General features: G+C 71.2%; 7 protein-coding genes. 5 read left to right on the forward strand and 2 right to left on the reverse strand.

Features of this window, described 5'->3' with window-relative positions; genetic code table 11:
* Positions 1–9: 9 nt before the first annotated feature.
* From G4D86_RS06045 to G4D86_RS06065, 5 genes are all read left to right on the forward strand, one after another.
* Complete coding sequence (locus tag G4D86_RS06045) at positions 10–1,422, forward strand: DUF1501 domain-containing protein (protein ID WP_163990385.1); 1,413 nt, start codon at positions 10–12, stop codon at positions 1,420–1,422.
* 12 nt (positions 1,423–1,434) lie between these two features.
* A complete protein-coding gene (locus G4D86_RS06050) occupies positions 1,435–2,958 on the forward strand; it encodes a hypothetical protein (RefSeq protein ID WP_163990387.1) in 1,524 nt (507 codons plus the stop codon).
* 35 nt (positions 2,959–2,993) lie between these two features.
* Entirely contained in the window at positions 2,994–6,740 is a 3,747-nt protein-coding gene (locus G4D86_RS06055; RefSeq protein ID WP_163990388.1) for an FG-GAP-like repeat-containing protein, read from the forward strand.
* Between the two features lie 75 nt (positions 6,741–6,815).
* On the forward strand, positions 6,816–7,229 hold the full coding sequence (locus tag G4D86_RS06060; RefSeq protein ID WP_163990391.1) for a hypothetical protein: 414 nt from the start codon (positions 6,816–6,818) through the stop codon (positions 7,227–7,229).
* A 270-nt stretch (positions 7,230–7,499) separates the two neighbouring features.
* A complete protein-coding gene (locus G4D86_RS06065) occupies positions 7,500–9,257 on the forward strand; it encodes a DUF4091 domain-containing protein (protein WP_163990393.1) in 1,758 nt (585 codons plus the stop codon).
* 12 nt (positions 9,258–9,269) lie between these two features.
* Here G4D86_RS06065 and G4D86_RS06070 read toward each other — a convergent pair whose 3' ends face one another.
* Positions 9,270–10,217: a DMT family transporter gene (locus G4D86_RS06070; RefSeq protein WP_163990395.1), complete on the reverse strand. Its 948-nt coding sequence runs from the start codon at positions 10,215–10,217 to the stop codon at positions 9,270–9,272.
* 36 nt (positions 10,218–10,253) lie between these two features.
* Complete coding sequence (gene ligD / locus G4D86_RS06075) at positions 10,254–12,842, reverse strand: DNA ligase D (RefSeq protein ID WP_163990397.1); 2,589 nt, start codon at positions 12,840–12,842, stop codon at positions 10,254–10,256.
* Between the last annotated feature and the right edge of the window lie 175 nt (positions 12,843–13,017).

Here is a 13,017-nt window from a genome sequence, read left to right on the forward strand (position 1 = left end):
GAGCCTGCGATGAAGAAGAACAACCGCGACGAGAACTTCCTCCCCGAGCGCCGCACCTTCCTCAAGGCCGCCGCCGGTTTCATGGGCTCCACGCTGCTGGGCGGGATTCCCTTCCGTGCCTTCGCCCAGGCCGCGGAGCTGGCTCCGGCGGACCGGTGCTTCGTCTTCGTGTACTTCAGCGGCGGCTGGGACCAGCTCCTCGCCTTCGACCCGAGAGACCCGGACGAGTTCACCGCCGACCGCGCGTCGGAGACGAAAATCCTCCCCGGCTACAACCTCATCAACGACTCGCGCTTCTCCTCGCGCCCCATCCTCCCGGATGAGCGCTCCGGCGCGGGCCGGCCCAACATCGACTTCGGGCCCGCGGTGGGTGAGCGGCTGGCGTCGCACTACGATTTGATGACGGTGGTGCGCGGCATCAACATGAACACGCTGGGCCACGAGGTGGGCTACCGGTACTTCCTCACCGGCAAGCTCCCCATCGGCAGCGCCGCGCGCGGCTCCTCCACGGCCACGGAAATCGTGGGCCAGATGAAGCCGCGGGTGCCCATCGCCTCCATCTCCTACAACGTGGAGTCGTACAACGACCGCTACGGGGGCTACGCCAACGCGTTGCGCGTCAGCCGCCGCGACGATTTGCTCCTCACGCTGCGGCCCAGCGCGGCCAGCCAGCAACTGGACAGCGAAATCGAGAAGCAGCTCGTGGACTTTCGCGGCCAGCCCATCAACTGCGAGCAGGCGGCGTACGGCACGCGCGGCGTGGGCACCACCTACTCCAACAGCCGGGACCAGATGCAGCAGGTGCTGTCACAGGGGCTGGAGAAGTCCTTCCAGTTCCAGGACACCACCAACCCGGAGATGGAGGCGGTGCGCACGCGCTACGGCCTGGCCACCACGGGCTCCATCGACAACGAGGCGGGCCGCGCTGCGACGGTGGCCACCGCGCTGAAGAAGGGCATCGCCCAGTGCGTCACCATCAACCTCACGGGCGGCCTGGACACGCACTTCGGCACCCAGCTCACCCACGCCAGCAACCAGCGCCGTGGCTTCGACGCGCTCGCCAGCCTGGTGGACGACCTGCGCGCCAGCCCGCACCCGTCGGGTGGTAACTTCATGGACCACACCACCATCATGGTGTTCTCCGAGTTCGCCCGCACGCCGCTCATCAACGCCTCCGGCGGCAGAGACCACCACCTGTGCAGCTCCGCCCTCCTCATGGGCGCGGGCATCAAGCACAACTACGTCTTCGGGAAGAGCGGCGACATCGGCATGTCGCCGGGCACGTTCGACCTGCGCACCGGCGCCGCGGACCCGAACGGCTCCAACATCTTCCCCGAGCACGTCATCGCCACGGTGCTCGCCTCGGCGGGCCTCGACTACAGCATCACCCGCGTGGACCCGTTGCGTCCCATCCTCGCCTGAGCCGTCATCCGCATGAGTCCACATCCGAGGGCTTCCTCCTCCGTCGTCTCCCTCCTCCTCGCCGCCGCGCTGCTGAGTGCGTGCGGGGAGGACTCCCTCCCGCTGGACAGGCCGAAGCCCACACCCTTCCGTCCGGCGGAAGTCCCGGCGAAGGCGGAGCTGGCCTCCACGCCGGGCTTCGCCGACCAGGCGGGCGGAGGCGTCTTCGCCAGTGCTTCGGGCTCGCTCGTGCGGCTGCGGCTGGACGGCTCGCTCGGGGCGCTGGAGCCGCACCCGGGCAACACGGTGTCCGCGGGCGCCGTGAGCGGCGTCTTCCGGATGGGCCCGCACAGCGCGGTGGTGGAGGCGCAGAACGGCCTCTTCGTCGCGGAGTCCGGCTGGCTCATCGCCCCGTCGTGGCGCGACGCGCTGGGCGCGGGTGTCACCGCCACCGCGCAGTCCGCGGACGGTGCGGGCTGGCTGGCGCACACCAGCGGCCTGTACCGCCTGCAGGAAGGCACGCTGGCCGCGCTGAAGGTGGGCGGTAGCTCCATCACCGGCATCACCGCGCTGGCGGCGGCACCGACGACGGACGGCTCGCCCGGCGTCTGGTTCCTGAAGGACGGCACGCTGCACGTGGCGGTGGCCACCGGCGCCACCACGTACCAGGTGCGCGAGGCCAGCGCGCCGCTCGACGAGGGTGAGGTGGTGGAGTCGCTCGTGGGCCTCGGCCCGGCGGTGGGCTCTTCCGGTGAGTTGTGGCTGCTCACCAACCAGGGCCTGCTGCGCCGGGCGAGTTCGGGCTGGCGCCGCGTGGACCTGGGTGAGCGACCGGTGCAGCTGCTCGCCTCGGGCCGCTTCCTCTGGGTGAAGTCCAGCGACGCGCTGCTCGTCTACGACGCGGATGCGAACACCTGGGGCGTGGCCACGGACCTGGACACGCGCGAGTTCCGCTTCCTCGCCGCGGACGAGGCCGGCACCGCGTGGGTGCAGCTGGGCGGCCAGTCAGTGGCGGTGAGCCGCGCGCCGGTGCCGCGCGTGTCCGGTCTGTACCAGGGCATGCAGGTGGTGGAGGACGGGTTGGTGGCGCACGCGGTGCTCCCGCCGGGCCCGCCGCCGGAGAGCCTCCTCTTCCAGCTCGACGGCAATGACGTGCCGACGTCGGGCCCGCAGTACAGCCTGGGTGGCTCGGAGTCGGACGGCACGCCCAAGGCGTACTCGCTGGCGGGGCTGGAGGCCGGGCGTCACGCGCTGGCCGTCGTCGCGCGCTTCGCGGACGGCACGGAGTCGAAGCGCACCGTGCCCTTCGAGTACCAGCCCGTCGCCACGGCGGCGCTGGGCTGGGAGGCGGACATCCGCCCCATCCACGAGTCGCGCTGCGCGAAGTGCCACACCACCAGCCCGGGCCGGCCGCTCAACACCTACCAACTGTGGAAGGCGAACGCGGCCCTCATCACCGCCGCCGTGCGCGACAAGCGCATGCCCGCCGACGGGCCCCTGGACCCGCAGCTCATCACCCGCATCCAGCGCTGGGCCGCGTCCGGCGCGCTGCCCTGAAGTACCGGCCGCATCCCCCTCCGAGGCACCTGAACATGATTCGATTGACCCGCGCGGCCCCCCTCCTCGCGCTCCTCGCCTCCGCGTGCTCGGATGACCTGGACCCCGCGCGCGTGATTCCGCTGCCGCCCACGGTGGACCTGTGCACGGGCCTGCCGGCGCTCACCCTCACCGCGGAGCCGGCGCGCGTGCGCGTGTCCGGCCCGGTGTCGCTGGTGGCCTCCGGCGGCAGCGGCCACTACCGCTACCTGCTGGAGCCGGGCGGCTCGTCCGGAGCGCTCATCGGCAACCGCTTCGTCGCGGGGCGCACGCCCGCCACCGACACGCTGGTGGTGGAGGACGCGAAGTGCCCCGGCGACGCGCGCACCCGGGTGTCGGTGGTGGCCGCCTTCGACGTGGCCCCCGCGCGCGCCGAGCTGCCGCCGGCCACCTCGTTCCAGATTGCCGTGGCCGGGGCGCTGGGCGCGCCCACGTACACGCTGACGCGCAGCGACTCCGGCGCCACCCTCACGCCCGAGGGCGTCTACACGGCCGGCCCGCGCGACGGGAGCGACCTGCTCACCGTGCGCGACTCGCAGACGGGGGACGAGGCGCTGCTCCAGTACCAGGTCCGCGCGGGCGCGAAGCTCTCCGGAGACCCGGCGTTCCTCGCGGTGCCCGCTGGTGCCTCCGTGCCGCTGGCCACGCGCGGCGGCACGGACCGGGTGACCTGGGCGAAGGTGTCCGGTCCGGGCACACTCGCGAATGGACGGCTCGCCGTGGAGGCGGGTGCCACCGGCGCGACGCTGCTCACGGCGACGGACCCCTTCACGAAGCAGACGGCGCAGGTGTCCGTGCGCGTGCTGGATGAGCTGACGCGCCCGGGTGTGGCGCACGGCCGCCTGTCGGACGTGGCCAGCATGGTGACGGCGGACTTCGACGGGGACGGGACGCAGGACCTCGCGGTGGGCCAGCGTGAGAGCGACCTGGCCCGGCCCGCCGGTGGCGCCGTCTTCATCTTCAAGGGTGCGACGGGAGGGCTGCCGTCGGCGCCCACGTGGGTGCTCACCGGCAGCTCGGACACCGCGGCCTTCGGTGATGCGCTCGCCGCGGGCGACCTGGATGGGGACGGGCTCGCGGAATTGGTGGTGTCCTCGCCGGGCGCGGATGTCGCCGTGAGCAACGCGGGCGCGGTGTACTTCTATACCTTCAAGGGCGGCACGCCGGCCCCGCTGCGCGAGGGGCTCACCGGCCTGCTCAAGGATGCCGCGTTCGGCGCGGGCATGTCCGTCGCGGACATGGATGGGGATGGAGACCTGGACCTGGTGGCGGGCGCGCCGCTGGGAGACCTGGCGCCCACGCAGGCCATCAACCGGCGCGGCACGGTGGACCTGTACCTCTCCGACAGCAAGAGCCCGGTGCCGGACCTGCCGGCGATTCGGCTGGGCGGCGCGGACCTGACGCGCGAGGGCGCGCTGGTGGCGCGCAGCAACTCGGACCTGGGGCGCGCGGTGGTGGCGGCGGACCTCAACGGGGACGGCCGCGTGGACCTGGCGGCGCTCGGCAGGGTGTCGCGCTACTCGGCCACGGATGGCTCCGTGTCGGGCTCGCAGGTGGCCATCTCCGTCTTCTTCGCGCGGCCGGAGGGCAATCGCTTCCGGGCCTCGCCGGACGTGTACCTGCTGCCCGCCAATACGGCGGACAGCAACGAGGGCACGTGGCGGCTGAGCGTCATTCCCGGAACGGGCTCGGCAGATGGCTCGCGGCCGACGCTGCTGATGGCGGTGGCGGACCTGCTGGACTCGCCGGACCTGAGCACGAGCGGCGGCGTGAAGTCCGGCGGCGACTCGGGCGGCGCGCTGCTGTTCGACTTGAGCGACCGGAGGCCCGCGGGCGACCCGCCGGCCACGCCCCCGCAGGTGAAGCGCGAGGAGGCCTTCGCCCGCATCTACGGCGACGCGGGCGGCATCAACGCGGGCCGCAGCCAGGCGGTGCTGGACGTGGACGGCGTGGCCGGGCCGGAGCTGCTGCTGGGCGCGCCGAAGTCGTCGGGGCCGGCGGCCAACAACGCGCAGCGCTGGATTGGCAAGGTCCTGGTGTATCCGCTGGCCACGCTCGCGAAGGGCAGCGTCATCAACAAGCCGCTGGCCACGCTCAACGGCACGGCGAAGTCGGACACGCTGGGCTCGGGGCTCGCGGCGTGGACGCTGCCGGACGGCCCGGTGCTGGTGGCCTTCTCGGGCCGCGCCTCGTCGGACCAGGGCGCCTTCACCGGCCGCGTGGAACTGTACCGGCCCTCGGGCGCGTCGCTCGCCGAGTGGCCGCGCACCGGCGTCATGGTGCCCTCGAAGCCGAGCGTGGAGCGCTACGGCGAGGGAGTGGCCGTGGCGCGGGGGCCGCAGAACCGCGCCCTGACGGTGGTGGGTGCACCGGGCTGGTCGGGCGCCGGCTCCAACACGGACGGTGATGCGCTGTCCATTGGCCGCGCCTACGTGCACGACGCGGCGCAGCCGGCCACGGCCCGCGTGGCGGAAGAGGGCGCGCCCTCGCCGCACAAGGCGGGCCGCGCCGTGGGCACCGACGTGGCCTTCACCGACTTCAACGGCGACGGGCGGCCGGACCTGGTGGTGGGCGCGCCGAGCTTCTTCGTCCCGGGCACGGGCACGACGGCCGGCAACACGGAGCTGACCAGCACCTACGCCACCGTCAACGCCGCGTGCGTCACCAGCGGCACTCTGTCCGTCGGCGGCGTGCTGGTGTCGCTGGGCCAGGCGGACGGCACCTTCAAGCCGGCCTACCGGCTGTGGGCGCCTTCGCTGATTGCGGGCTGCACGCCGGACACGGATGCGAAGTGCAAGCGCACCGTCATCGGCCGCGGGCTGGTGGGCGGCTTCGACTTCAACGGCGACGGCAGGGAGGACCTCGGCGTGCTGCGCGACAAGGGCATGGAGGTATTCCTGGGCCGCGCGCCGGAGGACGCGTCGCTGGCGAAGCTGACCATGGGGTGTGACCCCGTCTACTCGTGGCCGTCGATGAACATCCAGACGTCCGCGCCCGCCACGCTGGAAGACCTCAACGGCGACGGCTGCGACGAGCTGGCCTGGCGCTACGCGGAGGGCACCCGCTCCGGCGTGGCCATCCTCTTCGGCTACGACACGGGTGGCACGCGCTGCGGCGCCCGCACCACGGCCACCGTGCTGCGGCTGGCCGGCGACAATGAATTGCAGCTCAACAACCTGGGCCTGGGCGTGGCCATCACCCGCGCGGGGAAGTTCCTCAACGACGCGCGCGACTTCGTGGCCGTCAGCGCCTCCAGCATCCCCTTCGACGGCGTGACGCAGCCGGTGGTGCTCCTCTACGACAAGGCGGTGCTGCTGTCGGAGATGAGTGCCCGCCAGTCCGCCGGACAGCCGCTGGTGATTGGCGCGCTGGGCGACGGCGTGGAGCCGGTGACGCTGGTGCACCGCACGCGCGCGGTGAGCTTCGGCACCTCGCTGGCGGGCGGCCGTGACTTGACGGGCGACGGCGTGCCGGACCTGCTGGTGGGCGCGCCGGGCGCGTCGGATGCCTCGGACGGCGGCGGCGCCGTGTTCCTCTACGCGGGCGGAAAGACGCAGGTCGGCGCGCTTTCCCCGTTCCTCATGGTGGTGGGAGATGGAGCGGAGCGCAGTGCTCTCGGACAAGACGTGGGACTGATTCCGGGTTCCACCGGAGTTTCGCCCCTGCTCGTCATCGGCGCGCCTCGCAGCTACCGCACCGGCACGCAGAACGGCACGGCCTTCGCCCTTCCGCTCGCCTTCTGACGGGGCGGCCGCGACACCGTTGGTCTCCGCGTCGGAACGGGCCTATCATTGTTCCGTTCCAATCGTAGGAGTTCCATGTCACGGCAATCTGAGTGGGCGTTTGGGGAACAGCGGGCGTGGGTCGAGGCTCCGGACATCCTCTGGGCGAAGTTCCGTGGCGCCATCACCCTGGAGACGTCGCAGTGGTCCTGCGCCGTGTACCGGGAGATGGCCACGTCGGGGCGCTTCTACCTCGCCGCGGACATCACCGGCTCGCACCTGAGCCCGGAGTCGCGCGGCTACCTCGTGGACCACGCGAAGCCGGACTGGTTCCGCGGCATCGTCTACGTCGGCGCGGGGCTGGACCAGAAGGCCACCACGAAGAGCCTCATGGTGCGCTCCATGCTGAGCGGCGGCGAGCCGCTGGATGTGCAGTACGTGGACACGCTGGAGCAGGCGCGCGCGTGGATTGAGCAGCACCGCGCGGCGAAGGCGCGGCACGCGGGCTGAGCCCGGGGCCGCTCCGGCCTCAGGCGACCGGCCGCTCGGGGAAGTCGCTCTGCTCCCCAGGTGGCCGGTCATGATGGCGCGCTGCTCGTCGGCCGCGAGCAGTGTGAGGGACCGCCCTTCAATCCCTACCGCCCAGCATGACATGCCGATGCTGCCGGTCTATTCCTGAGATCGATTGTCTTCGGACTGCTCCATCCCAGACATGCAGGGGAGCAGCCGGGCCGCATGTCTGTGTAAGCGTCTTTACGTGCAGTTCATAGCTTGTCGGCCATGAAACAGCCATCACGCCGTCTGCTTTGGATTGTGCTGCTCTTTTCCGCCACCGCCGTTGCGGAACCCGCCCCACGGGTCTGGGGCGAGACCGCGATGACAAAGATAAGGCCCGACGCCGAGCCAGGCCCCCAAGCAGCACTGCAATTGATTGCGGCGCGCAATGAGTTTGTCTCCTTCCAGGTGGGGCTCCACGGAGGACGGGCGGGGCTGACAGGGGTGCGCGCAAGCCTGGACGCCCTGGAGGGGCCCGGCCGCATCGAGGGCCACGCCATCACGCTCTATCAGGAGACCTTTCTCGATATCTCCACGTGCTCCACCCCGGACTCCGAGGTGGGGCGCTGGCCGGACGGGCTGATTCCGGACAGGGACGAGAGCGTGGGAGAGAAGCGCCAGGCCTTCCCCTTCGACGTCCCCGCGGGCGAGGCCCGCGCCATCTGGGTGGATGTCCTCGTCCCGAAGGATGCCCCTCCGGGCCACTACAAGGGCACCGTCCGGGTGACGGCGGACAATGGCCTTCAGGCGAAGGTGCAGGTCCACCTCACCGTCGTTGACGCGCTCATGCCGAGCACGGCCTCGTTGAGGACCGCCTTCCTCCTGTGGCCGCCGCATGTGTGTCGCGCCTATACCGGCACCCCGGAATGCAGCGAGGAAACGCTGGTGCCGCTGCTCCAGATGTTCCACCGGATTGCCCTCGAGCATCGCATCTCCCTGGCCAGTGCCTTCCCTCGGCTGCCGGGCGAGGCGACCTGGAACCTGCCGGACTGGGAGACCTTCGAGCAGAACTGGGGCCCGTTCCTGGACGGCACCGCGCCCTCGCGGCTGGAGGGGGCGCGGATGACGAGCTGGCAGTACCTGGGCCCGGCTACGGCCGAGGGCCTCGCGCAGTTCCAGGAGGAAGCCCGCAGGCGCGACTGGCTGTCGCGGGCCTTCGACTACGTCGGTGACGAGCCGCCCTACGGCATTTCCTTCGACGCCGTGAAGAAGCGCGCCACCCTCTCACGGCAGGCGGCGCCCGAGGTCCGCACGCTCCTCACCTCCACGGTGCAGGACCTGGAGAAGTACCAGCTGGTCGACCTCATCGACACCATCGTTGTCCTCGTCAACTACCTGGACGGGACGAAGCCGCCCTACGTGGGAAACCAGGTGGAGCACTACCAGGACTTCCTGTCGCTGCCCCACCGGGAGCTTTGGACCTATCAGAGCTGCATGTCCCATGGCTGCGCGGCCGACGACGCCCCGCCCGAGAACCAACCGGGACAGGGGTGGCCCTCGTATATGGTGGACCGGCCGGCCACGAAGGCGCGCGCCCAGGAGTGGGTGTCCTTCCTGGCGGGTGCCACGGGCGAGCTCTACTACCAGACGGTGGGGATGCTCTCCACGGCCTGGACGAACCAGTACCGGTTCCGTGGCAACGGGGATGGCACGCTCTTCTATCCGGGGACACCTGCGCGCATCGGAGGGACCACGAACGTGCCGGTGCCCTCCATCCGGCTCAAGCTCATCCGGCTCGGCATCCAGGACTTCGAGTGGCTCAAGGCCGTGAGCGACGCGGGAGACCCCGCTTTCGCCCGGGGCGTGGCCCAGAGGCTCATCCCCACGGCCTGGCACGTGCCTGATGATGGAGCCGCGTTCGACGAGGCTCGCCTGTGCCTCATCCGGCGCTACCTCGAACTCGAGGGCAAGCGGGACGTCGACCCGGAGCTCTCCGCCCGGTGTCTGGGCTCCGCCGATTCCGCGTCCCAGCCCGGGCCGTGACTCCCGCGCCCCTCAGGCCGGCGGTGTGTCTCCGGGACGCGCGGGCTCTTCGGCGGGGATGAGGTTGGCGAGCGCGGCCCCGCCGAGGATGAGCGCGCCGCCGACGAGCAGTGACAGGGTGAGCGGCTCGTCGAGGAACACCACGCCGAGCACCACGGCCACCAGCGTGTCCAGCAATGCCATGGCTCCGAGCGCCGCGAGGGAGATGCGCGGCAACAGCCAGTAGAGGCACTGGTACGTGAGCACCGTGCCGCACAGCGCGAGGTACAGCACCGCGAGCACCGAGCGTGGGCTCCAGTTCGAGGGCTGACCCGCCTCCAGCAGGAACGACAGCACGATCAGCGGGAGCGCGCTGCTGAACGTCTGGCCGAACACCAGCACGTGCGCGGGCACGTGGCCCATGTGCTTCTTGGCCAGCACGTTGGCCACGGAGATGGCGGCCACCGAGCCCAGGCACAGCAGGCACCCGAGCAGCATGTGTCCCGACACCTCCAGCGTCCCCAGTCCGGAGTGCTGGAGCACCACGACGCCCGCCACGCCGAGTCCCGCGGCCAGCAGCTTGCGGCCCGTGAGGTGCTGGTCCGGCAGCATCACCCGGCCCACCAGCAGCAGCCACATGGGGAAGGTGGAGAAGAGGAGCGCCGCCCAGCTCGAGGGAATCCACTGCTGCCCGACGAAGAGCAGGCCGAAGGGAATGCCAATCTGCAACAGCCCCAGTCCCGCGATGCGCCACCCCATGCCCGGCCCGAGCGGTGCGCCGCGCGAGCGGGCGAAGGGCAGCAGCGCCAGCCCCGCCACCAGCATGCGGATGCCCACGAAGCGCAGCGGCGGCAAGTCCTGGAGGCCCACCTTCACCACCGACCACGTGGAGCCCCACAGCAGGAAGCAGGTGCAGTAGGCGAGGGCGACCTTCAGCGGGCCACCCGGCTTCACCGGACCTGTGACGGAGGCGGAGGACATGGGCGCGACGCAGTAGCACGGCCGGATGCGGCCGTGTCACTTCGGGAGCGTTTGCTTGTCCTTCATGGCCTCGGCGAAGAGGTCACCCACGGCATCGAGGCGCTTGCGCAGCGTCTTCAGGTTGAAGCGCGAGGGGTCCAGCTTCTTCGTCACCTCGCTCCACTTCACCGGTGCGGAGAAGGGGGCGCGGTCCTTCGCGCGGAGCGAGTAGGGCGCCACCACCGTCTTGCCGCGCGCGTTCTGCCCCGCGTCCAGGTAGAGCCGCCCGCCGCGCTTGCCGATGGAGCGCTGCGTGGTGGCGATGTCGCCCAGGTCGGCCTCCAGCTCGGAGACGAGCCGGTTCGCGAAGGCCTGCGTCCGCGCGTACGTGTGCCCCGGCGCCAGCGGCACCACCACGTGCAGGCCGCGCTTGCCGGACGTCTTCGGGTAGCCCCTCAGCCCGTACGCCTCCAGCTTCTCGCGCAGCGACATGGCCACCGTCACCACGTCAGCCCAGCCGCCCTTGCCCGGGTCCAGGTCGAGCACCAGCATGTCCGGCTGCGCCAGCTTCGGTGCTCGGCTCAGCCACATGTGGAGCGTCAGCGCGGACTGGTTCGCCAGCCACAGCAGCGCCTCCTCGTTCTTCACGTTGACGTGGCGGAGCGTCTTCTCCTCGTGGCGCACGCGCAGCGTGGGCAGCCACGCGGGCATGCCGGACATCTCGTGCCGGAAGAAGCCCGGCGCTTGGATTCCCGCCGGCCACTGCTGCACGGAGATGGGGCGGTCCGCGAGCACGGGCACCAGCAGCGGCGCCACCTCGCGGTAGTACGCGAAGACGTCCTCCTTCGTGAGGCCGCTGTCCGGGAAGAGGACGCGGTCGCCGTGCGTCAGCTTCGCGTGCTCCACGCCCGTCTCCGGCTCCACGTTCTTCTCGCGTACCGCCGCGGTGCGCGCCGCCAGTGCGGTCGGCGCGCGCCGGGTGCCGGTAGTGGCGCGCTTCTGTTCGGCCCGCCGTGCCTTGCGCGCGACGGGCGCGGGCTGCTCACGCACCACCTCCACCGGCTGCTTGTCGGTGCGCAGGCCCTGGTACACGGGGTGGCGCAGCCGCCCATCCTCCGTCCACTCGGTGAACTTCACCTGCGCCACGTGCTTCGGCTTCACCCACACCGCGTCCCTGCGAGGCTCCGCGTCCGCCGCCATCGGCTGTCTCACGCAGTCCTTGTCGAGCAGCTTGCGCAGCGCGCGCCGGTCCTTCGTCGAGAAGCCCGTGCCCACCTTGCCCACGTCGTGGAAGCCCTCCTCGTCGTGGACGCCCACCAGCAGCGCGCCAATCTCCGTCTTCGCGCGCTCGTTCTGGATGGGCAGGTAGCCCAGGATGACCACCTCCTGGCCCGCCAGCACCTTCAGCTTCAGCCAGTTGTCGGAGCGGGTGCCCACGTACGCGGAGCCCTTCCGCTTCGCGATGAGTCCCTCCCACCCGCGCCGCTGCGCCGTGGCCAGCGCGCGCGTCAGCGACACGTCCACCTGCTCCGAGAGCTGGAGCGGCAGCTTCACCTTCTTCAGCAGCCGCTCCAGCCGCGCGCGCCGCTCCTCCAGCGGAAGCGCGCGCAGGTCCTCACCGTCCAGCCAGAGCAGGTCGAAGATGACGTAGCGCTGCTCCACCCCGGACTGGTTCTGCAGGAGCTGGAAGCGCGAGCGGCCCTTCGCGTCCAGCGCGACGATTTCCCCGTCCACCACCGCGTCCTGCACGTCCAGCCCGCGCAGGGCCTCCGCGAGCACGGGGAAGCGCGCCGACAGGTCATTGCCCCGCCGGCTGTGGAAGGCCAGCTTGCCGCCCACCAGCGCGGCCACCGCGCGGAAGCCGTCGTACTTCACCTCGTACAGGTGCGTGGCGTCGCTGGCCTCCTCCGGCACGGAGAGCCTCGCGAGCATGGGAGGCCAGACGCGCTCCAGCAGCTCCTCTGGAGTCCGCACCGCCGCCCGCTTACGGCCCTTCGCGGCGGGCTGCTTCTTCGCGCTCGGGCTCACGGCGGGAGCGACCTTCCTCGCGCCGCGCTTCACCGGCCCGCGCGTCTCCACCTGGCCGCTCTTCACCGACTCCGGGCGCGCCTCGGTGACGTCGTAGTCCGGGTCCGCCGTCTCGTCCTTCGCCTTGAAGCACAGCCACTGCGTCTTCTTCCCGGTGCCGCGCAGGTGCGTGCGGATGAGGTGCCAGCGCCCCTTCAGCTTCTCGCCCTGGAACTCCACGTGGAGCCGGCCCTGTTCGCGCTGCGCCTCGGCCTGTCCCGGCGGCACCGTGTCGAAGGTGCCGCGGTCCCACAGCAGCGAGTCCCCGCCGCCATACGCGTCATCCGGGATGTGTCCCTCGAAGCCGGCGTAGGAGAGCGGATGGTCCTCGGTCTCCACCGCGAGTCGCTTCTCGCCCGGGTCATAGCTGGGGCCCTTGGGAATCGCCCAGCTCGCGAGTACCCCGTCGATTTCGAGCCGCAAGTCGTAGTGCAGCCGGGTGGCGTCGTGCTTGTGCACCACGAAGATGCGAGCTCCATCCTTACGGGCCTGGGCGTCGATGTCGGGGGCCGGCTCGGGCGTGAGGGCGAAGTCGCGCTTGCTCCGGTAGGTCTTGAGGCGTGCGTTTGGGCGGCTCACGCCTCAACGTTTGGCATCCAGCCTGCCAGCGGCAAATCACGCGACGGAAGGAAAGGAGGAGTGGCACGCGCCCCGGGCCCCCACCCACTGTCCGGAGAGCCGCCAGCCGACCGGGCCCCACTGAGACCGGGCTCGGAGCGCGTGTCCGTGCGTACTGCACACCCCTCACTTCTCA

Origin of the sequence: Pyxidicoccus caerfyrddinensis (assembly GCF_010894405.1) — a bacterium.
Lineage (GTDB): Bacteria > Myxococcota > Myxococcia > Myxococcales > Myxococcaceae > Myxococcus > Myxococcus caerfyrddinensis.

What these genes read in the sequence shown, in the direction of transcription:
- G4D86_RS06045 (WP_163990385.1), top strand. Translation starts at nt 10, where the DNA reads ATGAAGAAGAACAACCGCGACGAGAACTTCCTCCCCGAGCGCCGCACC.
- G4D86_RS06050 (WP_163990387.1), top strand. Translation starts at nt 1,435, where the DNA reads ATGAGTCCACATCCGAGGGCTTCCTCCTCCGTCGTCTCCCTCCTCCTC.
- G4D86_RS06055 (WP_163990388.1), top strand. Translation starts at nt 2,994, where the DNA reads ATGATTCGATTGACCCGCGCGGCCCCCCTCCTCGCGCTCCTCGCCTCC.
- G4D86_RS06060 (WP_163990391.1), top strand. Translation starts at nt 6,816, where the DNA reads ATGTCACGGCAATCTGAGTGGGCGTTTGGGGAACAGCGGGCGTGGGTC.
- G4D86_RS06065 (WP_163990393.1), top strand. Translation starts at nt 7,500, where the DNA reads ATGAAACAGCCATCACGCCGTCTGCTTTGGATTGTGCTGCTCTTTTCC.
- G4D86_RS06070 (WP_163990395.1), bottom strand. Translation starts at nt 10,217, where the DNA reads ATGTCCTCCGCCTCCGTCACAGGTCCGGTGAAGCCGGGTGGCCCGCTG.